Origin of the sequence: Catenovulum sediminis, from assembly GCF_007289895.1 — a bacterium.
In the GTDB taxonomy this organism is placed as follows: Bacteria; Pseudomonadota; Gammaproteobacteria; order Enterobacterales; family Alteromonadaceae; genus Catenovulum; species Catenovulum sediminis.
On sequence record NZ_CP041660.1, the window covers coordinates 2,114,433 to 2,136,630 of the forward strand.

Genomic DNA, 22,198 nt, shown 5'->3' on the forward strand with positions numbered 1-22,198 from the left:
TTTCAAAGATATATTTTTTGATTGATCTTAACTTTCTGTTTTTAAATGATATATTTTTAAAAGTGCAGCTTGGCTGTTGAATTTTTATTGCGTTTTTCTCACGGGATTTAGGGCAATATCTTACATCTAGGGTTAATCAGCGTGCTTCCAATTCACCAGGTTAGTGAGCAGATCACAAAAATACTGACGGAACAAAATCAACTTATCTTACAAGCACCGCCCGGTGCTGGTAAGTCAACCTGTTTGCCATTGATTTTGTTAAACCACTTTAAAGCCTTTAGCCATTTTAAAAAAATTATTATGCTGGAGCCCAGAAGGGTTGCGGCGCGCAATATTGCAGAGTTTCTAGCAATGCAGCTGAAGCAAAAAGTGGGGCAAAGCATTGGCTTGCGGATGCGGGGAGAAAGTCGTGTTGGCCCAGAATGTAAACTAGAAATAGTCACTGAAGGTGTTATGACTCGGATCTTGCAGCAGGACCCAGAACTTTCTGACTATAGTTTATTGATATTTGATGAGTTTCACGAGCGCTCATTACATTCTGATTTAGCCTTTGTATTAGCGCACCAAATACAATCTGAGTTCAGAGACGATTTAAAACTCTTGTTAATGTCGGCGACATTAGATTTAGCAACGCTTGAGCGCATTTTACCGGACTGCCCTGTAGTAAAAAGCGAAGGTCGGCAATTTCCAATAGAGGTGTTATATCGACCTGTAAAAAATACCTCTGTGCGGGTCGAACAGCATTTATTATCCGTGTTGAAAGAAGCGATGCAAAAAACGGGCGATATATTAATGTTTTTCGCCGGTATTGCAGAAATCAATCGATTTAAGCGTTTGTTAGAGGGTCAACAGCTTGATATTAAAGTTGATGTACTGCATGGACAATTAGCTTTAAAACAACAAAAAGAATTACTATCGTTGCACGCAGGCAACTCGCGGCGCGTTATATTGGCAACCAATATTGCAGAAACGAGTTTAACCATACCTAGCATCAAAATAGTAATCGATAGCGGAATACATAAAAAAGCCGTATTCGATGCCGAAAGTGAATTTAGTTATTTGCAGAGCGAGCGAATATCGCAAGCTTCTGCCCAACAGCGTGCGGGGCGGGCGGGCCGGACGGCAGCGGGGACTTGTTATCGTATCTGGCCACAAGAAGAGCAAAATCGATTAAAAAAAGCTTATCCGGCTGAGATTGAAAGTGCTAACTTTACCCCAGTGTTATTTGAAGCCTTGCTGTGGGGTGAACAAGATATGTCACAACTGAATTGGCCAACCCCTCCATCGGCCAAACAAATTGACAATGCCTATACGAAATTAAAGCAGTTACAACTGGCCAAAAGAGATGGATTGCTAAATGCGCATGGCAGGCAAGTCGCGGGATTTAACACGCTATTTTTTGCTGCCAATATATTAAATATCAGCCAGAAAATATTCGATTCGATTACCGACACGGCTGCCATTTTAGCGGCTTATTTAGCAGAAAACGGCGGTAGCCAAGATTGGGATTTGACTCAACAACTGCAACTTCATTTACCGCAACTGACGACAATTGCGCGCAAATACAAACCGTCATTGCAACAGCCAGAAGTGAACGCAGAGCAACTATTTGTTTTGTTAAGTGCGCTTTGGCCGAATAGAATTGCAAAATTAGAAAAAACTGAGCAAGATTTTTTTGTCTATAAAGCGGCTTATGGCAGTGCGCTTAATCTTAAAGCCTCTGGTATTCTGAATCCGCCAGATTGGATAATTATCGTTGAGGCAACACACAGCAAAACGCAAAAGAATGCAAATATTCGTGTTTGTTTGCCGTTTGTTTGGTCGCAATGCGAAACCTATATACAAGCGGATATTGTTGAAGGCGTTAATGCAGAAATCCATAAAGACAATCTAAAGTTTATACGCGTACAAAAACTAGGAAAGTTGATAGTTAGTCGGCAAGTTCTTGATAAAAAGCCAAATACCGAACAACAAGCGCAAGCTTGGCTGCAGATATTTGTTGATAAAGGTTTACTATTTTTTAACCAAGCGCAAGCAATGCAAGCGTTAATCGCACGCATCAATTTAGCCGCGCAGTTTAACAGCGACTTCCATCCACTAGATGAAACGGTTGTACTGCAGACCGCTGAAACTTGGTTATTGCCTTATTTACATACAATTAATAATTTAAAGCAACTCAAAAATATAGACTTAGCCCAAACTTATCTGCAGCAATTGGATTACGCGCGGCAACAATGGCTACAAACGCACCTCCCAGCGAAGTGGCTATTAAATGATGGCAGGCAGGTGAAAATTGATTATCTGCACTCATCGGCGCCTTTAATTAGCGGTTTTATGCAATCATTTTATGGTTGTACAAGCCACCCTAGCTTGCTAAATGGGCGTCTGCCATTAACCGTAGAATTGTTATCACCTGCTAAAAGGGCAATCCAAACCACAGCCGATTTGTCACAGTTTTGGCAGGGTAGCTATAAATTAGTGCAAAAAGATATGAAAGCACGTTACCCTAAACATTATTGGCCTGACGCGCCAGAAACAGCTACCGCTGGCACCCAAACTAAAAAAAATAGGTCTGCTACAAAATGAAGAAAGGAAAGCCATCTTGGCAAGCAAAATTAGTTTCTTTATTGCTAAAGCTCGCTGTGGTTTTTGTTGTGGTTATCATCGCTGCCGGGATTTATTTTGATGCACAAATTAAACAAAAGTTCTCCGGAACAAAGTGGCAATTACCTGCTTTGGTATACGGTGTTGAGCACAGGTATTATCAAGCCGACGCGCTTACGCGGGCCGATCTTATTCAGCATTTAAGTATTCTTGATTATCGCAAAGCACGTCGTTTGAGCTTGCCGGGCGAATACACGACGGTTAGCCGAGGCGTTGAATTTATCCGGCGCGCCTACAGTTTGCAGGAAGATAGCTATGGCGCGCAGAGAATACGCGTAATATTTAACGGCAAACGGATAGAAAAAGTGCTGGATGTGGGCCTCAATAAAGCACTGAGTGGCTTTCAATTAGAACCGTATTTATTAGACAGATTACAGGCCAACAACCTAGAAGATCGCATTTTAGTCGATATACAGGAAGTGCCTAAACTATTGATACAAACTTTATTATTAATCGAAGACCGTAACTTTTACCAACACCACGGCGTTGCACCATTAGCTATTCTGCGGGCATTGTGGGTGAATATTCAAGCGGGGCGAACGGTTCAGGGGGGCAGTACGTTAACCCAGCAACTGGTTAAAAATATGTTTTTAACCAATGAACGTAGCTTGTGGCGTAAGATAAAAGAAGCTTACCTTGCGATATTACTGGATGCGCGATATAGCAAAAGTGAAATTTTGCAAGCATACATCAACGAAGTCTACGTAGGGCAAAATCACAACCGCTCTGTTAATGGCATGGGGTTGGCCAGTCAATATTATTTTGCAAAACCCTTAAATGAACTGAGCGCGCAAGAAATCGCGTTATTGGTTGGAATGATTAAAGGGCCTTCATATTATAATCCAAGAAAATATCCAGAAAGGGCAATACAGCGCCGTGATTTGGTGCTCAGGATCATGACAGAACACGCTCTGCTGACACCAAAAGAGTACGAGGCAGAAGTTTCGCGTAGCTTGTCGGTTCGAGACCTTTCTGAAATTGCGACACGACGATTTCCATCATACGTTGATCAGGTAAGGGAAGAGCTGAAGGCATTGGTTTCTAATGATACACAGCTATTCTCAGGGTTAAAAATTTACACTCATTTTGATCCACTGGCACAAAGCCGGGCACAAGCAAGCTTATCCACTGGAATCGAAAAAATACAACAACAACGAGGGTTAACGCAACTGCAAGGTGCTACGGTTGTGGTTGATAGCAAAAGCGGTGGTATAAAAGCATTGGTTGGCGATAAAACCGCACATTATGCTGGTTTTAATCGGGCATTAAATGCACAGCGTAATATAGGTTCGCTGATTAAACCGATAGTCTACTTATCTGCTTTGCAGCAACAATCCGGTTATACCCTCGCAACCATTTTAGAAGACAAAAAAATCACACTGACCAGCTCACTCGGTAACAAATGGTCACCCAAAAATTACGATGAAAAATATGTGGGCGATATATTATTAATCGACGCATTGGCACAATCGCGTAATATCCCGGCTGTTAATTTGGGAATGCAAACTGGATTAAGCGCGGTCGTTGATAATTTACATCAGTTTGGTATAGAGCGTGAAATATCGGCTTACCCTTCACTCTTGTTAGGCTCATTGACCTTGTCTCCGCTAGAAGTAGCGCAGCTCTATCAAGTATTTGCAAACCATGGTGTGTATAGCAAACTTAAAGCAATAAAAAGCATCTATTCAAATGACGATGAAATTATCTGGCGACCCAAACTAGAAGCGCTGCAGGTTGTGGACTATGAGCATGTCTATCTTGTTAATTATGCGCTTCATCAAGTGACTAAACGAGGCACGGCTGCTAGTCTGCAAAGGGCATTTCCGACCGCAAAATTTGCCGGAAAAACCGGTACCACCAATGATGGGCGGGATAGTTGGTTTGTTGGTTATGAGCAATCAGAGTTAGCCGTTGTGTGGCTGGGCAGAGACGATAACCAAGCGATTTCTTTAACTGGTAGCGCAGGCGCGCTACAAGTCTTTAAGCAATACCAACATAGTCGCACCGGCGAAAGCTTAGTGATAGCACAGCCAGCCGGCGTCGCTATGCGTTATTTTAATAAACAAACCGGTGCGCACAGTTTACCTGGTTGCGACAATTTGATTATGTTACCTGCAATTATTGATAAATTGCCCGCCCCTATCGAATGTGAGCGCAGCGAGCAGTGGCAAAAACCGAAAAAATCATGGTTAGAAAAGTTACTCGACTGGTGAAGGTGAATCTTTAGTTGCAGATTGTTTTTGTTGCTGGGTAAACTGAAAGAAAGCCTGCGTCACTTTTTGTTCGATAATTTGTGCTTTTTCGGTTGGGCAAAAGTATTGCACGCTATATTGAGCATGACCGAGTTCAGTGGTCGCAAGGTTTACTTTAACCTTAGCGCCGGGGATCACGATATCCAGCTTACGTTCGATCATATTACGGTACCTTTCGGCGGTATCTTTAAACGGCAGGCACAATTCGGTTAGTTTACTCAGTAAAAAAGCACGCACTTCAATCGGATCAGTTGGTTCTGGCTGAATGAGCAAAAAGCCATGATTGACATAACGGCGCATATAGTTGAGGTTGACAAAAGAATGCGTAATAAACTGATTATTGGGGATCACCAAGGTTTTTCCAGAATACTGATAAGCACTGCTTTTTAAATTTAACTCGTAAAGAGTTGTGGTTATCCAGTCAGTATAGGCAACCTCTCCAGCACACCCATTTACTTCAACCCAATCCCCAATACGATACTGGCGCGCACCGGTTTGATACAAAGAAGCCAGTATGCACTGTATATACTCGCGTGTAGCCAAAACAATTGCGACAACAAATGCGGCAATTGAAATCGCAAAGCTTTGAATTTCATCAAACCAAACGGCCGCCAGTGTCAGCAAGGTAATAAAATTGAGTAAATTTTTTAAACCACTTGACCAGCGGCGTTTACGCTCTATGTCGTTACGGTATTTACGTTGCACACTTTTAATTAAAATCGCACGAGCAATTAATAAAGCGCTTAACACTGCGGCAGAGAGCAGGAGTTTAGACTGGCTAATATGGGTGAAATATTCAAGCATACTGGTTTACAAATTGACCTATAAAAAAGTGAAAATAAAAGTGACACTGAAAAGTGAATATGCCTATAGAGCTTACCACAAGGCGTATTAAAACTACGCAGGATAAATATACCAAATGCTATATTTTGCATAAACTTGTGCTAGTCTCAAAAGGGTACTACCAAAAAATTTATATAGGTGGTCTACGTATCTTAACCTGTTGTCAACGATGTGGTTGACGATTCCGAGCGCCTGTAGCACGAATATCGCATAAAGATAAAACCGCTTGTGTGTGAAATGGCTTATATTGAGAGCTGAGATGGATTTAATTGATACTTTTTTTGACGGCAACTATATGCCACATGGGCATTGCTTGTTATGGAAACCCGATTTGCTGTTAATGCATGTCGGTTCTGACATTCTAATTATGTTGTCTTATTTTGCCATTCCATTGGCTATGCTGTTTTATGGAAGACGCAAGCCGGTGCCGTTTACCAATGTTCTGATCTTATTTTCTGTATTTATTTTTGGCTGCGGCATTACACACTTAATGTCGGTCGTTAACGTATGGAATGGATATTATTACATCCATGGTGCAACAAAAGTCTTTACCGCGATTGTTTCGTTTACCACTGCATTTTGGGTTTGGAAATTATTACCTTCTTGGCTAGAAGCACCGAGTTTATTAGAACTTAACACAATTCAGAAACGCTTGGAAAAAGGCAATATCACACTTAAACCCGGCGAATTGGTGCAAGTGCGGGATTATTTATCAGAACAGATTAAAAAACGGACTGAAGAGTTAGAGCACGAAATTCAAAAGCGTGAGGAAGCCGAACAAAACTTAAACCAGATTATCGAGTCAGCGGCCAATGGTTTAATATTGGTTGACAATCAAGGAAAAATTACCAAAAGCAACGAAAAAGCAGAAGCGATATTTGCGCTTTATGATGAGCTAAACGGGCAAAATGTTTCTGATTTAGTCGACCGCCCAATGAAAAAAACGCATCAGGGATTTGTGGAAACCTTTTTTAAAGCGCCAGATATTAAAACCATGGCTCAGGGGCGAATGGTTAAATACCGTAGCCCAGATGGGATCACCAAAACACTCAATATTGAATTACAACCCTACCAGCAAGATGGGCAGAGTTATTGTTTAGCGACGATAACAGATGTTTCGATCATGAGTGACTTGGTCAGTAAATTAAATCAATCAGAACTAAAATTTAGAACCATTTCAGAATCAGTTGATGCTGTATTATGGCTGGCAACCCCTCAACTGAGTAAAATATTATACGTTAACCCAGCCTACGAAAATTTATGGCATGCATCTTGTGAAAGTTTGTACCAAAACCCTTTGTCATACTTCAATAAAGTACACCCTGAAGACAGAAAAATATTGCAACAACGGGGGGAAGGTGAAACTCCAATCTGGGATATTCAATACCGTCTACGTTTGGATAATGGTGATATTCGCTACATTCGAGAAAAAGGCAAAAAAGTATGCAGTGATAGTGGTGATGCAATTTTTCTGGTTGGTATGGCTATGGATATTTCTGATTCGCTAGCGCTAGAGAAGGTACAGAAAAAATATGAACTTGCCATTAGTGCGATTCGAGATGGTGTTTATGATTGGGATATTCAAAATAATACTATAGATGCGAGTAATCAGCTAAAGCTCATTCATGGCGTCGCAGAAAATCAATTGTGGACTTACGAATTGTGGCGCAGCAAAGTGGATGCGGATTACATTGAGGAAGTTGTATCAAAGATCGAGCAGCACTTAGCCGGTAAAAGTGAAAGTTTTTATGCGGAATATCCAACACAAGTCAACGGAGAGCGCAAATGGATGTTAACGCGGGGGCGTGTTGTCGAAAGGGATGCAAATGGCAAGGCTATGCGTATGATGGGCGTTGAATCCGACATTACTCATCGTAAAAAAATTGAAGAACAATTGTGGTTGGTTGAGCAAAAACTCAGCGCAGTTCAATCGTCTTCAGTTGATGGACTTATATTCACTGATACTCAGTTTAATATCTTGGAAGTCAATCAAGCTTTTAGCCAACTTTTAAATCTGACATCTGCAGAACTAGAAGGACGCAATATCAGCGAGTTTACACCACAACAATTTCGTCAAAAAGAAAATGACATACTCAAGCAGCAGTTAATCCCCTTAGGTTATTGTGATGAATACGAAAAAGAAATGATTAGTCACGGTCAGCAAAATGTGCCGGTATCGGTTAGATCATGGGCGGTTAAAAATAACAGAGGTAGTATTATTGGCTTTATGGGGTTGATTCGGGATATTAGTGCGCGTAAAGCCGCCGAACAAACCATTCAAAATACTTTGGCAGAATTGCAGCGTAAAAATCATGAACTCGATCAATTTGTTCATGCCGCCTCACATGACCTTAAAGAGCCGAGCCGGGGCTTGATGCACATCTCGCAATTTTTATTTGAAGACTATTCGCAACACTTGGATGACACAGGACAAAAATATATTTTAACAATTCGCGCCGCAGCAGAGCGAATGTCTAAATTGATTGATACTTTACTCAAGTTTTCTCGTACAGGTAGACGTGAGATTCACCGTGAATCTGTTGACGTAGAAAAATTAATTGATGAAGTGGTTGAGCAATCACAGTTTGCAAGAGAGATTAAAATTAGCACAAAATTTGACGCATCGATAATAGAAGTCGATAGGGTCTCTATTTTTGAAATATATCAAAACCTGATATCGAATGCGGTTAAATATAATAACCAATCTGTTGCTGCAATCGAAGTTGGTAGCTTGAATGGTTTGTACTGGGTTAAAGATAACGGTATAGGTATAGATAAAGAATGCTTAGATCAGGCATTTATTATTTTTAAACGATTTGACCAGAGCAAAGAAGGTGAAGGTGTCGGTTTGTCGATTGTAAGAAAACTAGTTGAACTGCACGGAGGGAAAGTTTGGGCTGAATCTGAATTGGGTGTCGGCACTCAAATCTATTTTACTTTAACTTCCAAAGAGGTCGATAGCGCGTGAAACATATTATTTTTGTGGAAGACAATGATATGGATTTCTTTTCGATACAGCGCTTATATCAAAAAGCAGGCCTTGATGAGCGATATACCATACATAGATTTGTCAGTGCGGAAGCTTGCCTTGATTTTATTGCAGCGCACAAAAAGTTAATTACAAATGCAGAATGTTTGTTTTTTGTCGATATTAACTTACCTGGGATGAGTGGGCATACTTTAGTTGAAAAAATTAATGAATTATCATTGATTAGAAGTAATGTCGTGATGTTGTCGTCTTCGCAAAACGAATTGGATATTCATAATTGTTACCAAGCTGGAGCCGATGCTTATGTTGTTAAAGCCGAGCGCTATGAAGAATTCGCTGATGCGGTTTTAGTTACAACTAAATTTTGGTTGGAGGTTGCTAAACGTGCGTAATACTATTTTAGTCATAGATGACTCGGAAACTGATCGTATTATTATCGAACGCTACTTATCGCAGGCTCAAGAATCATTTGAAGTGATTTGTTACCCTGAAGCAAGCAGCCTAGAAGGTATATTGAAGATGGTGCATATTGATTGTGTACTCATTGACTTTAATATGCCAAATGGAAATGGCCTAAAGTGCATTTCTGCAATCAAAGATATCTCACCTTATACTGGTGTTATTTTGGTGACTGGGTTTGGTGATGAAAAACTCGCCAGTGAAGCTTTTAAAGCAGGGGTTGATGATTACCTGTCGAAAAAAGATTTTAGTCAAAGCCGGTTAACCAGTATTGTTAGCAACGTAGTGTCAAAAAAGCGCATCGAGCGTGAACATCATAATGCGAATGCGGAGCTGGAACTGTTAAGAACGGTTGTCGATAACACACCTAATTTAATTATGGTGTGTGACCCTGAAACCAGTTTATTTATCACTTTTAACTTGGCGTTAAACCGCTTTTTGCAATTACCTTCAGAGCACATAAAAAGTAAATCTTACTTTCATGTCTCTCAACAGTTTAAAACAACCGATGAATGGTATGAGTTTGTCGAAACTGTAAAAAAAGCAGGCCATTATAAATTTGAAACGGAATTAACCCGGGGGGATGATACGTTAGTACCTTTTGAGCTGGATTGCTGTTTTTCAAATGTCGGTGAAAAATCGTATTTGTTATTTAGCGGCATGGACATCTCAAGGTTGAAACAGGTACAGCATGAGCTGCTCGATTTAGCAACTAAAGACCCATTAACCCAACTACGCAACAGACGAGGTTTAGCAGAAGAGTTTAAGCGTATATATAAATCAACTGCACGGGAAAGTGGAGAGGTTTGTTTGGCTCTTTTTGATATTGATGATTTTAAACAAGTTAATGATCAACACGGACATGATGTGGGTGATGAGGTATTGGTGCAGTTTGCTGATGTTATGCGCAGTTTAGTGCGCCGCCCATTAGATATTATCGCGCGGGCCGGTGGCGAAGAATTTATTGTTATTATTTCCGATGGCGATCGTGATGCGCTGGTTGATATTATCCGGCAAATTATTAAAAAGGCACCAAATGAGATTAGTCCAAAAGTCACGGTCAGTGCCGGTGCCATTTGTGTTAAAGCAAACAATGTAGAGTTAACCTTTGAAAAAGCCTTTAAGATAGCCGATGAAAACCTGTACCAGTCTAAACATAAAGGTAAAAACCAAGCTAATTTTAGTTATGACGAGAGTATTTAATTTATTTGAATACAGGTACAATTGGTTTTTATTTTTGAAGTGATAGTAGATTAATGCGATTAGATAAATATGCCTGTGAAACAACTGATTTAACTCGGGCTGTAGCCAAAAAAGCCGTGAAACGAGGAGACTTTACAGTTGATGGCATAGAGATACGTGATCCGGCATTTAAAGTACCGCAAGGGGCTGAAGTGCAATATTGCGGGCGTACAGTCGCACCGGTTGGATTACGTTATATTATGATGCATAAACCGGTTGATACCATTTGCACAACATCAGACACTGAAATTTATCAGTCTGTTATATCGTTAATGGATATTGAAAAACCCGAGCGTTTGCATATTGCAGGGCGGTTAGATGCAGATACCACAGGTTTAATCCTTATTACCGACGATGGTCAATGGTCGCACAAGATCACGACACCGAAAAACGAATGTTTTAAAGTATACCAAGCTGAACTGGCCGATCCTGTCAGTGTGTACCAGCAAGCCGATCTGATTGAACAGTTTAAACAAGGTTTAATGCTAAACGGTGAAGACAAACCAACCAAACCTGCTGTGCTTGAATTTATTGAAGAAGATTTTGCTCAGTTGAGTATTTGTGAAGGCCGCTACCATCAGGTCAAGCGTATGTTTGCAGCAGTTGGTAATCAAGTTGTTGGCTTACACCGAATGCAAATTGGTGATATTAAGATGGATGATGATTTAGAGCCTTGTGAATGGCGTTATTTAAGCGATGCTGAAGTGGCGTCTGTTATGTCAAATAATTAATTTTTGAGTTGTATATTTTATAGCGTAAGCTTCAGCTACAACGAGTCTACAGCTGCCAAGCGTTAAAACTTAGATTGCAACAAACAGTGCAAAATAAAAAAGCCGGCATAATCATCCGGCTTTTTGGGCGTAACAATTTAAACCGCTTTAATCATTATTGCTGCTGTTCACGTTCAATTGCACGATAAGCAATATCATCACGGAAATAAACATCTTTCCATTCAATTTGTTTAACCAAAGCATAAGCGCGCTGCTGCGCTTCGGTCACTGTGTTGCCCAATGCGGTGGCACACAATACACGGCCGCCGTTAGTGGTCACTTGACCATCCAGCATTTTTGTACCGGCGTGGAAAACCTTTTCGCCATTGACTTCTTCTGCAGGTAAGCCAGAAATTACATCGCCTTTGTTGTACGCAGCCGGATAACCACCTGCCGCTAATACCACACCAACCGACGCCTGTTCTGTAAATTCTGCGCTAACTTGGTCTAATTTACCTTCTACACCGGCTAAACAAAGTTCAACCAAATCAGATTGCATACGCAACATAATAGGTTGTGTTTCCGGATCGCCAAACCGACAGTTATATTCAATCACTTTAGGTTGTCCATCTGGGGTTATCATTAACCCAGCGTATAAAAAGCCAGTGTATTCGTTATCTTCTTTAGCCATACCTTCAACAGTTGGCAAAATGACCTGTTGCATTATGTTGTTATAAACTTCATCGGTAACAACCGGTGCTGGCGAATAGGCGCCCATGCCACCTGTATTTGGGCCTTGGTCACCATTTAACGCACGTTTATGGTCTTGGCTGGTGGCCATTGGCAATACATTTTTACCGTCCACCATAACAATAAAGCTGGCTTCTTCACCGGTTAAAAATTCTTCGATAACCACACGGTTGCCTGCATCGCCAAAAGCATTACCGGCTAACATGTCTTTAACCGCAGCTTCTGCTTCGGCTAATGTCATGGCAACAATGACACCTTTACCTGCACATAAACCATCTGCTTTTATAACAATCGGTGCACCTTTTTCATTTAAATAGGCCAACGCTTTATCAATTTCAGTAAAGGTTTGATACTCAGCTGTAGGAATATTGTGACGTGCTAAAAAGTCCTTAGTGAAAGATTTTGAGCCTTCTAATTGTGCGGCTTTTTCAGTTGGGCCAAATACTTTTAAGCCCGCTTCACGAAACGCATCAACCACACCGATTACCAAAGGCGCTTCTGGGCCTACTATGGTTAATTCAATATCATTGTCTTGTGCAAAACCAACCAATGCTTTGATATCTTCAACCGCAATATCAATGTTGGTTAACTTGCTTTCTAATTCAGTACCCGCGTTACCCGGTGCCACAAATACTTGCTCAACATTTTTTGATTGAGCTGCTTTCCACGCCAATGCGTGCTCACGGCCACCGCCGCCAATAACTAAAACTTTCATTTATACCTCTAATTTCTCATAGATTGATATCTACTGATTCGGTTTTCTGAATTTTAACGTAAATCGGTCGCTTTCACCGATATTTAAATACTTATCTTTCTGTCCGGCATCAATTCGCAGTGTCGGGGGAAGTGTCCAAACCCCGTTGGGATGTTGTGCTGTATCGTCAGGGTTTGCATTAATCTCGCTGGCAGCAACCAGTTCAAAACCCGCTTGCAACGCCCAGCTAATGGCTAAACTGCTTTTGATATAACCCGTATGTTTTTCTGCAGCCTGATCAAGGTGCTCTGGTAACCTGTGATCGACTACGCCCAAAATACCGCCTGGTTTTAATGCCTTATAAAAACTTTTAAATGCCGCTATTGCACCGCTTTCACCATTGTACATATACCAGTTATGCAGGTTTCTAAAGGTTAGAACTCTGTCTACCGAGTTTTCCGGTGCAATTTGCATGTGAGTGTTCGGGTTAAATTCGGTTAGGATAACTTGGTTATATAACTCGGATGATTGCAGCTTTTGCTGGAATTTTTTCAGTGATTTTTTAAAGTACTGATTATCAATGTCAGTAGGAAAGTGCGCAGCATAATATTGCCCTTTGTTGTGTAGCATAGGCGCTAATATTTCTGTATACCAACCCCCGCCTGGCCAAATTTCAACAACAGAGTGTGTCGGCTCTACCTCAAAAAAGGATAAGGTTTGTGTAGGGTGACGGTAAGTGTCTCTTTGTTGATGGGCCTCTGAACGAAGCGATTGCTGTTTTGTATCCTGCGCAATTGTACTGCAACTTAACAGGCACGTCGCCAACGTGAGTTGGCCTAACATTAATTTGAAACCAGATGCGATTTTCATAATAAGTCCTTGTTGAAGCTAGGGCGTGTGGATCTTTCATTTAGATGCACATCATATAGCTAAAACAACTGGATTTAAAAGCTGCAATTATTAGCAAAAAGAAATTAGGCAGAGCAGAGCCCTACCCAATTTCTTAGCATCTAACACAAATCAGACAAATCAGACTTAGTGTCTGAAATGACGCATACCGGTAAAGACCATCGCCATGCCATGCTCGTCAGCCGCAGCGATAACTTCTTCGTCACGCATTGAACCGCCCGGTTGGATAACCGCTTTAATACCCGCTTTGGCCGCTGCATCAATACCATCACGGAATGGGAAAAATGCATCCGATGCCATGACTGAACCGGCCACTTCTAAGTTTTCATCAGCTGCTTTAATGCCAGCAATTTTAGCACTGTAAACACGGCTCATTTGACCCGCACCCACACCGATTGTTTGGTTGCCTTTGCAATACACAATCGCGTTAGATTTAACGTACTTAGCAACTTTCCAGCAGAATAATAAATCAGTGAGCTCGTCTTCTGTCGGTTGACGTTTGGTAACAACTTTAAGGTCTGATTGTGCCACCATGCCTTGATCTCTGTCTTGTACCAATAAACCACCGTTTACACGTTTAAAATCTAAACCGGTTGTTTGTGTGTTCCATTCGCCACATTCTAATAAACGAACGTTTTGCTTGGCTGAAACCACTTCAAGTGCGGCAGCTGAAACTTTAGGCGCAATAATCACTTCAACAAATTGTCTGTCGATAATGGCTTTTGCAGTTTCTGCATCTAGTTCTTGGTTAAATGCAATGATGCCACCAAAAGCAGAAGTTGGATCTGTTTGATAGGCTTTTTCGTAAGCCGCTAAAATGTTATCGCCTAACGCAACGCCACATGGGTTGGCGTGTTTTACGATAACACAAGCGGGTTGGCTGAATTCTTTCACGCACTCAAGTGCGGCATCGGTATCTGCAATATTGTTATAAGATAAAGCTTTGCCTTGCAACTGAGTTGCGCTGGATACAGAGGCTTCTTCAAGATTTTTTTCTACATAGAAAGCGGCTTTTTGATGACTGTTTTCACCGTAGCGTAAGTCTTGTTTTTTGATAAACTGGCTGTTGAAAGTACGTGGGAATTGGCTATCTTGCGCTTTTTCACCATGGTAGTCGGGTACCATTTTACCAAAATAATTGGCAATCATACCGTCGTAGGCTGCTGTATGTTCAAAGGCAGCAATCGCTAAGTCAAAACGTGTTTGGTAGTTTAATGAATTGTCGTTACTTGTCATTTCGCTTAATACACGGTCGTAATCGCTGGCGTTTACCACAATGGTTACATCTTTATGGTTTTTAGCGGCAGAGCGAACCATAGTTGGGCCACCAATATCAATATTTTCAACCGCATCTTCTAATGTACAATCCGCTTTAGCAACAGTATTAGCAAACGGATATAAATTTACAACAACCATATCGATAGGTGAGATACCGTGCTCAGTCATCACTGCATCGTCTTGCTCACGACGACCTAAAATACCGCCATGTACTTTGGGATGAAGTGTTTTTACACGGCCATCCATCATTTCTGGAAAACCTGTGTAATCTGAAACTTCAGTGGCTGCAATATCGTTTGATTGTAAAAGTTTAAAAGTACCACCAGTTGATAAAATTTCGACGCCGGCATGGGTTAATGCACGGGCAAATTCTACGATACCGGTTTTGTCTGATACGCTGATAAGCGCGCGGCGAATAGGTCGAGCCTGATCCATGAGTGTTACCTTTTAATATAATTCGGCTGGGTTCAATTAATAATCAATATAACAAATGTCATTGACTAAAAACGAAAAAGCACCCTTAGGTGCTTTTCAAAAATCGCTATAATGCGGCTTAGTTCATGCCGTATTTTTTAAGCTTTTTACGCAAAGTACCACGGTTGATACCCAACATATTTGCAGCACGCGTTTGGTTACCACGGGTGTACAACATAACTTCTTCTAATAAAGGCGCTTCTACTTCTGAAATTACGATGTCATAAAAGTTATCTATGTCTTGTCCACTTAACTGAGACAAGTAGTTTGTAACGGCTTGTTTAACAGAGGCACGCAAAGGTTTTTGCGTTTGTTCTTGTGTGGCAGTGACTGTACCAGTGACTAATTCTGGAGAAACATTTTGTTCGAACATATTAACTACTCTTCTCTTTTACAGTTATTAGATTGTCAAAAAAATCAGCCAAGCTTACTAATTGCTCGGCAGCACCTTCGATGGCATTAAATGCCCTGCGGTAATGACTGCTTTCTTCAATATGTTTTAAATACCAGCTCACATGCTTACGCGCTAATCTGTATCCTTTCTGTTCGCCGTAAAATGTGTGAATCGCCTTTACATGATTAAGCACCATATTGGCTATCTCTTTCAGTTCAGGTTTTTCAGCTTGTTCACCACATTGAAGCATATGGCGAATCTCCCGGATTAACCAGGGATTACCTTGGGCACCACGACCAACCATGATTGCATCGGCACCCGTATATTCTTTAACGTACAATGCTTTTTCAGCTGTGCAAATGTCGCCATTGGCAATAACGGGTATATCAATATACTGTTTGATGGCACGTATAGTTTGATATTCCGCTTCACCTTTGAACAAACATTCACGCGTTCTGCCATGTATGGCAAGGGCTTTTATGCCCGCTTTTTGCGCAATTTGCGCAATTTCAATACCGTTGCGATTTTCAACTGACCAACCCGTGCGTATTTTTAACGTAACGGGCACATCAACAGCATCAACAACCGTATTTAAAATTCGTTCAACTAACTTTGGGTCTTGTAATAACGCAGATCCCGCGAGTTTTTTATTGACCTTTTTGGCGGGGCAGCCCATATTGATATCGATGATTTGTGCACCGTTTTCAACATTATATTGCGCCGCTTTGGCCAACAATCTTGGGTCACAACCCGCAATTTGTACCGACTTAATGCCAGTTTCATTACTTAAATCCATCCGCAGACGTGATTTTTCAGTGTCCCATACTTCAGGGTTAGAAGACTGCATTTCACCTGTTGTTAAACCGGCCCCCATATTTTGACAAATATGCCGGAAGGGTTGATCTGTGATCCCAGCCATCGGCGCTAGCAATACAGGACTGTCAATTTGATAAGGGCCTATTTGCATCACAACAACACTTGGTTAAAACACCACCACCTGAAAAAGGGCGGCTAGTTTACGGATTTTTTATCAGAGTGCAAAGCCTATTTTTTAAACAATTTGAAATTTTTAATTGTCAAGATAGTGCTGCTAATTTGTTCGAAAAAAAACTGCCATGTATTTAGCTAAAATGTAAAGAGATGTGATTATTTGGTTTGTAAATTGTTTTTATTAAGAGTAAGAAGAGGTAGGGTTAGTATTTAGATCAAGATTAAATTTAAATGCTCTAGACGCTTATGCTAGTATACGCGCGCTTTTTTACCCATACACAATACATTAAAATTATCAGGGAAGGATTATGTTTAAAAATACTTCAGTTTTAAAATCATGCGCAGTTATAACTCTGTTATCTTCATTCCTAACTGGCTGTAGTGGTGGTAGTGATAATACCAACGGAAACGAACAATCCTCATTTGACGTTTCAACCATTACAATAGAGCGTCTACCATATTCTGTTGAAGCATTAGAGGGAGAAACTGTCGAATTAACATTAAATACGTCAGGTTCAGGTAGTGAAAATTTGACTTATCATTGGTCATTAGATGACTCAAGTGTCGTGTTTTTAGGGCAAGGTACACCCAGTATCAGTTTTACAGCACCAGATGTCACAAGTTCGGAAACCATATCCGTCGAAGTTAGACTCGGACATAAAGAAACTACCTTGATGGGAGATAATACCTTTCGTTCAGGGGTCATTGTTTTTGATGCGTCAGCCAAGCCGAAAAGTTATGAAATAGGCAAGTTGACATCTTTACCAAAAGTCGAAATGTTGGATTTAAGTGGTATCTTAGCCGGAAGTACATGGCAACAATATTATTACTTTACCATAACCGGAAGTGATGCTGCTGATGCTTTATTCGAACAGGAACTTACTGTAAACGATATCGTATTTATAAACGAAGTACAGGGGCTTAATTTTCAATATGACGTGTGTTCTATCAATACTGAAATTACAACAGATTTTTCTGAAAGTTATAATGATAATGCTCAGTGCGCTGAAAAAGCTATCAATTATTATCAACAGGGTGATCGTTTTCGAGTTGAGTCGGTTTGTGATGGGAAGGTAAATCTGGCTCATGAGTTTAAAAAAATCAGTGACACTAGACAATTGAATTTAGCTTCATTGAAATTAGAATTTAGCAGCCAGCAAAATTTAGACACAACGCAAGGGTGTGGTTATTGGGTATCGATTAGCAGAACGGAGCTAAACTCAGGAAACACCACAAACTTTAGTGAAGTGGGCGTAGTAACTGATTATATGAATGAACGATTGTCATTTTCGCTAAAGCTAGGCCAGCCCATTGAATCATCACTGCTCTTCTTTGACCCATTTTTTACAGACGGCGCAAAAATCAACTATATTGACCTGCATAGTACGGCTTTGCCTGAGTTATCTAAAATAATGTCTAATGATGAAGGTAGTGCTTCTATAGTTGTTACTAGCCTCAATAATTTATCAGGTAACTTTTCAACAACTATCACTGACTCAAATGGCAATATAGAAGAGGTTTCTGGTTCGTTTTCTTTAATTAGTGAGTAAGTGAACATTTTAAATGGTTTTTGAATCGCGGTTACCTCCTGCTCGTGCAGGGGGTAACCTGAATTATCCGAGCTAGTTATTCTTCTTCAACCTGAATTACAATTTTTCCTCTTACATGACCGGTTTCACTTTTTTGCTGTGCTTTCGCTAGGTCTTCTAGTTTAAATACACTATCAATTTCTATTTTTAAGAGTTCGCTGTCGATCAGCTTTGCAATTTCAGCCAATTGGTCTGGGTTCGCCTGCACAAAACAAAAGTGGGCGTTAACTTGATGTTGAGTCGCAATTTCGTCGTTTGGTACCTCTGCGATAGAAACCAGGCAACCACCTTGTTTTAAAGTCGCCCAAGATTTTTGTAAAACGTCACCACCTAGCGTGTCAAAAACCATGTCTAGGTTAGACAGGTCACTGAAATCTTGTTGTGTGTAGTCAATAATGTGATCAGCCCCTAGTGTTTTTAAAAACTCGATATTGCGCGTTGATGCTGTGGTATACACGGTTGCTCCAGCTAGCTTAGCAAGTTGAATGGCCGCAATACCCACACCACCTGCACCGGCATGAATCAATACGCGATCGCCTTGTTTGATGTTGCCTATATCTTTAAGCGACTGCCACGCAGTTAAAGTAACCAAAGGTACTGCCGCTGATTTTTGCCAATTTAAAGATTTAGGTTTAGCGGCTATCTCCTTTTCGGAAACCAAGATATATTCAGCAAAAGCGCCATTTTTCGCTAAGTCAGGACGCGCATAAACAGCCTCTCCAATTGACCAGCTGTTAACGCTTTTACCCACTGACACAATTTCACCCGCAAAATCCCAGCCAAGTGTTAAAGGCAATTGATGTGGGATGATTTCAGCTAAATATCCTTCACGTATTTTCCAATCGACGGGATTAACAGCGGCAGCATGTACTTTTACCAGTACTTCCCCTTCACCAGGGGTAGGTATCTCGATATTCTGGATTTCTAAATGTGCTAAACCACCAAAACTGTGAATTTGAGCCGCTCTCATTTTTTGATTAGATGTATTCATTGTTTTCTCCATTTAAATAATTGGCGCCATTGCCTGAACTCTTTTTTAGTGTAGAGAAAACACTGTTGCTGGATAAGTACCAATACAAGCATTAGAATGTTTCCAAGTGCTCAACAATGGATGTTTTATATGACAACTAAACGATTAGATTATTTGCCCGCATTGGTTCTATTTGCACGCATAGTGCAATATGGCAGTTTAAGTGGAGCCGCCAAGCATTCAGGGTTAAGTCGTTCGGCCGTAAGTAAGCAGCTGAGCGCGTTAGAAGAAAAGTTAGGTGTGCGTTTACTTCAGCGCAGTACACGTAACGTTAGGTTAACAGAGGCGGGTAAACAAATTCATAGCGAAGCGTGCCGTGTGTTAGAAGCTTTTGAAAGTGTAGAAACATTATCAGACGAGATGCAAGGCGAAGTAAATGGCTACCTTAAAGTATCTTGCTCGACAGGTATCGGTCGGGTTCATTTAGTACCACTGATCAAACAATTTAATGCGCTTTACCCTAAAGTACATGTACACCTTATGTTAGAAGACCGATTTGTCGATCTGATTGATGAACAGATTGATGTTGCCATTCGAGTGGGGCACTTGCCGAATTCTTCACTGATTGCATTGCGTTTGGGGGAAATGGCTTGGGCTGTGTGTGCCAGCCCCGGCTATTTAGCAAAAAATGGTACACCAAAACAGCCAAAAGACTTATTGCAGCACAATTGTTTATGTTATCGCAATGGACAAAGCTCGTTCGACAACTGGTTGTTTAACAGTAATGCTGGAGAAGAGCGTATTGCTATCAAAGGGGCCTTATCTGTTAACGATTCAACTGCGCTGGTACAAGCAGCCGAAGATGATCAGGGGATTGTTTGGGTAGATAAAAACTCATTGGGGGATGCTTTAGAACAAGGGCGGCTAGTACAAATTTTACAAGATTATGCGCTGGGCGTCGGTTATCCCATCTATGCCTTGTACCCAGCTAGGCGACATATGCCAATTAAAACTAGAGTGTTTGTTGACTTTTTAGCCGAACATTTTGCACCTAGAATGCGATACAAATGATTGTTTTTTGAACGCTGAGTTTGCATACGTATTCAACTACTTAGACGGAAGTTTGCGCGACAGAGAATTAAACTTCTCAAGTGGATTTAAAAACTATAAAGAAGATTATCAATATGATGCGCTTCGTCGTTTAAAAGAACGAAAACTGAATCTAGACGGTTCAATAGCATACGAAAACTACGGCTACAATGGCTTTGGCGACTTTACCAACAAAAATGGTAAAAACTTCCAATTTGACGATGCGAATAGACACCGGCCTAGCGGATATGATGGTAACGCATTTGCCTATAACCTAAATGGTGATATGACATATGCACAAGGTAATACCATAGGTTATTACAGCTTTAATAAACCAAGCAAAATAACCAAAAACGATACCACTTGGACAGAGTTTGTATACGGCATGCAACACGCCAGATATTACCGCCATGACGTGCGCGCCAGTGAAAACAAACACACTTTATATTTAGGCACTGCAGAAAAGGTGTATACCACAACCGGTAGCAGGCACAGTTTTGAATATAAGTTTTATATTGGCAACATAGTTATCACCGAAAGCACCAACAATAGCCAAAGTCAAGAAAACTATTTACATAAAGACCATTTGGGCAGCCCAGTAACTATTACCGACAAAGCTGGCTTAGTGGTACAACGTACTGTTTACGACCCTTGGGGCAAAAGTAGTAGCATCAGTGGTGGTTATTCAGGTATCAGCAACCTAATTGAAAGCCGCACTTTTACCGGGCATGAATCTATAGATGATTTAAATATCATCCATATGAATGGTCGAATATACGAACCCTCGTTAGGCCGATTTTTACAGGCAGACCCATTTATCCAATCGCCGAAAAATGGTCAAAATTATAACCGTTACAGTTATGTATTGAATAACCCGTTAAGCCATACCGACCCAAGTGGATACTTTTTTAAGAAAATGCTGAAAGGGTTAATGGAATTAACAGGAACTCGACCACTGCTAAGGTCATTGGCAAAAAATAAGTATTTGAATTTTATTGCGCAAGTTGCGGCATGTGGTTTAGGTGGGCCAATAGGCTGTGCCGCTTATGCAGGCGCCCAAACCTTTGCGGTGACTGGCAGTTTAAATGCCTCAATCAAAGCCGGTGCAATCGCTTATGGGACAGCAAAAACATTGCAAAGTATAGGTCAATACTTTGACGGTTTGGATGCAAGCCGAGGTTGTGCAATAGATACTTATAACTTTGGAGGCAACTGGCTAACAACGGGTGAAATAGCGCAACAAATAACAGCGCATGCAGTGGTGGGTGGCGTAAGTGCCGAATTACAAGGCGGCAAATTTGGCCATGGATTTTTTGCAGCGGGTGTTACAAAGGGCGCAGGTGGTTTTATGTTGCCGGGTGGTTCAAACTTATCGACAGGTGAAATAATAGGTGGAACAATTGCCTCAGCGGTGATTGGTGGTACAGCGTCTGTTATTGCTGGCGGTAAATTTGAAAATGGCGCAAAAACCGCTGCTTTTCAGTATTTGTTTAATCAGGCGTCTATTGCGGCAATGTCAAGTGTAGTAGGTAAAGCCTCTGATTTTATTGATAAAGTTACGAAGGCTAAGAATTCTTTTGAAGCAGTATCCAATGATCCAAATGCGTTGGCATTAGAGGTTGTAAAATGGACACCAGAAGTGTTTTTTGCTGCGTTGCAAACAAGCGCTTTCGCCTCCTTAACTGCTTCGCTCAGCGTTATTGGTATTCAATTGGAGCTACTAAATGGTTCTTCTGCTGAGAGTATTGGTCGTATGTTTTTACGTCAGGCACTTATCCAGCATGGCAATGAGCTTGGTGTGCAAAAAGTAATTGAACTACAAAACAGAATAGGGTCAAAGCTCGGTTATGTATACACGGTTCTGAAAGTTCACATGCTTAAATATCACACCAAATAGAGGAT

The 22,198-nt window shown here is 40.9% G+C and carries 16 protein-coding genes; 9 read left to right on the plus strand and 7 right to left on the minus strand.

Features of this window, described 5'->3' with window-relative positions; all coding sequences use genetic code 11:
* Positions 1-141: 141 nt before the first annotated feature.
* Positions 142-2,586, plus strand: a complete 2,445-nt coding sequence (gene hrpB / locus FNT16_RS08625) for an ATP-dependent helicase HrpB (RefSeq protein ID WP_185976555.1) — start codon at positions 142-144, stop codon at positions 2,584-2,586.
* The gene (gene mrcB / locus FNT16_RS08630) at positions 2,583-4,877 is read left to right on the plus strand and encodes a penicillin-binding protein 1B (protein ID WP_143871213.1); all 2,295 of its coding nucleotides are present in this window, start codon (positions 2,583-2,585) and stop codon (positions 4,875-4,877) included. Before hrpB ends, mrcB begins: the two co-directional genes overlap by 4 nt.
* Here the strand turns inward: mrcB and FNT16_RS08635 are convergent.
* Positions 4,863-5,720 carry a mechanosensitive ion channel family protein gene (locus FNT16_RS08635; protein ID WP_143871214.1) on the minus strand — a complete coding sequence of 286 codons (858 nt, stop codon included), beginning with the start codon at positions 5,718-5,720 and terminating at the stop codon, positions 4,863-4,865. The two genes, mrcB and FNT16_RS08635, sit on opposite strands and share 15 nt — an antisense overlap.
* Positions 5,721-6,018: 298 nt before the next feature.
* Here FNT16_RS08635 and FNT16_RS08640 point away from each other — a divergent pair, with 298 nt between their 5' ends.
* From FNT16_RS08640 to FNT16_RS08655, 4 genes are read left to right on the plus strand one after another with little or no spacing between them, the layout of a single operon-like run.
* A complete protein-coding gene (locus tag FNT16_RS08640) occupies positions 6,019-8,727 on the plus strand; it encodes a PAS domain-containing sensor histidine kinase (RefSeq protein ID WP_143871215.1) in 2,709 nt (902 codons plus the stop codon).
* Positions 8,724-9,140, plus strand: coding sequence for a response regulator (locus tag FNT16_RS08645; RefSeq protein ID WP_143871216.1), 417 nt, complete (start codon positions 8,724-8,726; stop codon positions 9,138-9,140). The genes FNT16_RS08640 and FNT16_RS08645 overlap by 4 nt, the downstream gene beginning before the upstream one ends.
* A complete protein-coding gene (locus FNT16_RS08650) occupies positions 9,133-10,410 on the plus strand; it encodes a GGDEF domain-containing response regulator (protein ID WP_185976556.1) in 1,278 nt (425 codons plus the stop codon). Before FNT16_RS08645 ends, FNT16_RS08650 begins: the two co-directional genes overlap by 8 nt.
* A gap of 53 nt (positions 10,411-10,463) precedes the next feature.
* On the plus strand, positions 10,464-11,180 hold the full coding sequence (locus FNT16_RS08655) for a pseudouridine synthase (RefSeq protein WP_143871218.1): 717 nt from the start codon (positions 10,464-10,466) through the stop codon (positions 11,178-11,180).
* A gap of 154 nt (positions 11,181-11,334) precedes the next feature.
* Here FNT16_RS08655 and purD read toward each other — a convergent pair whose 3' ends face one another.
* The 5 genes from purD to dusB form a co-directional block, all read right to left on the minus strand.
* Positions 11,335-12,624: a phosphoribosylamine--glycine ligase gene (gene purD, locus FNT16_RS08660; RefSeq protein WP_143871219.1), complete on the minus strand. Its 1,290-nt coding sequence runs from the start codon at positions 12,622-12,624 to the stop codon at positions 11,335-11,337.
* Between the two features lie 30 nt (positions 12,625-12,654).
* Positions 12,655-13,473, minus strand: a complete 819-nt coding sequence (locus FNT16_RS08665) for a class I SAM-dependent methyltransferase (RefSeq protein ID WP_246072178.1) — start codon at positions 13,471-13,473, stop codon at positions 12,655-12,657.
* 165 nt (positions 13,474-13,638) lie between these two features.
* Positions 13,639-15,225, minus strand: a complete 1,587-nt coding sequence (gene purH / locus FNT16_RS08670) for a bifunctional phosphoribosylaminoimidazolecarboxamide formyltransferase/IMP cyclohydrolase (RefSeq protein WP_143871220.1) — start codon at positions 15,223-15,225, stop codon at positions 13,639-13,641.
* Positions 15,226-15,343: 118 nt separating this feature from the next.
* Complete coding sequence (gene fis / locus FNT16_RS08675) at positions 15,344-15,637, minus strand: DNA-binding transcriptional regulator Fis (RefSeq protein WP_143871221.1); 294 nt, start codon at positions 15,635-15,637, stop codon at positions 15,344-15,346.
* 1 nt (position 15,638) lies between these two features.
* On the minus strand, positions 15,639-16,625 hold the full coding sequence (dusB, locus tag FNT16_RS08680) for a tRNA dihydrouridine synthase DusB (RefSeq protein WP_143871222.1): 987 nt from the start codon (positions 16,623-16,625) through the stop codon (positions 15,639-15,641).
* Between the two features lie 331 nt (positions 16,626-16,956).
* Here dusB and FNT16_RS08685 point away from each other — a divergent pair, with 331 nt between their 5' ends.
* A complete protein-coding gene (locus FNT16_RS08685; protein ID WP_143871223.1) occupies positions 16,957-18,198 on the plus strand; it encodes a hypothetical protein in 1,242 nt (413 codons plus the stop codon).
* 76 nt (positions 18,199-18,274) lie between these two features.
* Here the strand turns inward: FNT16_RS08685 and FNT16_RS08690 are convergent, their stop codons facing one another.
* Entirely contained in the window at positions 18,275-19,228 is a 954-nt protein-coding gene (locus tag FNT16_RS08690; protein ID WP_143871224.1) for an NADP-dependent oxidoreductase, read from the minus strand.
* Positions 19,229-19,357: 129 nt separating this feature from the next.
* On the opposite strand from FNT16_RS08690, the gene FNT16_RS08695 reads away from it, so the two are divergent.
* Together FNT16_RS08695 and FNT16_RS08700 are read left to right on the plus strand one after the other, a co-directional pair.
* Positions 19,358-20,278: a LysR family transcriptional regulator gene (locus tag FNT16_RS08695; protein WP_143871225.1), complete on the plus strand. Its 921-nt coding sequence runs from the start codon at positions 19,358-19,360 to the stop codon at positions 20,276-20,278.
* Positions 20,279-20,285: 7 nt separating this feature from the next.
* Complete coding sequence (locus tag FNT16_RS08700) at positions 20,286-22,193, plus strand: RHS repeat domain-containing protein (protein ID WP_143871226.1); 1,908 nt, start codon at positions 20,286-20,288, stop codon at positions 22,191-22,193.
* The last annotated feature ends 5 nt before the right edge of the window (positions 22,194-22,198 follow it).

Bases quoted from the DNA above. Each gene is read 5' to 3' on its own strand.
- FNT16_RS08685 (WP_143871223.1), top strand. From the start codon at position 16,957: ATGTTTAAAAATACTTCAGTTTTAAAATCATGCGCAGTTATAACTCTG.
- mrcB (WP_143871213.1), top strand. From the start codon at position 2,583: ATGAAGAAAGGAAAGCCATCTTGGCAAGCAAAATTAGTTTCTTTATTG.
- FNT16_RS08655 (WP_143871218.1), top strand. From the start codon at position 10,464: ATGCGATTAGATAAATATGCCTGTGAAACAACTGATTTAACTCGGGCT.
- FNT16_RS08690 (WP_143871224.1), bottom strand. From the start codon at position 19,228: ATGAATACATCTAATCAAAAAATGAGAGCGGCTCAAATTCACAGTTTT.
- fis (WP_143871221.1), bottom strand. From the start codon at position 15,637: ATGTTCGAACAAAATGTTTCTCCAGAATTAGTCACTGGTACAGTCACT.
- FNT16_RS08635 (WP_143871214.1), bottom strand. From the start codon at position 5,720: ATGCTTGAATATTTCACCCATATTAGCCAGTCTAAACTCCTGCTCTCT.
- dusB (WP_143871222.1), bottom strand. From the start codon at position 16,625: ATGCAAATAGGCCCTTATCAAATTGACAGTCCTGTATTGCTAGCGCCG.
- FNT16_RS08665 (WP_246072178.1), bottom strand. From the start codon at position 13,473: ATGAAAATCGCATCTGGTTTCAAATTAATGTTAGGCCAACTCACGTTG.
- purH (WP_143871220.1), bottom strand. From the start codon at position 15,225: ATGGATCAGGCTCGACCTATTCGCCGCGCGCTTATCAGCGTATCAGAC.
- FNT16_RS08695 (WP_143871225.1), top strand. From the start codon at position 19,358: ATGACAACTAAACGATTAGATTATTTGCCCGCATTGGTTCTATTTGCA.
- purD (WP_143871219.1), bottom strand. From the start codon at position 12,624: ATGAAAGTTTTAGTTATTGGCGGCGGTGGCCGTGAGCACGCATTGGCG.
- FNT16_RS08640 (WP_143871215.1), top strand. From the start codon at position 6,019: ATGGATTTAATTGATACTTTTTTTGACGGCAACTATATGCCACATGGG.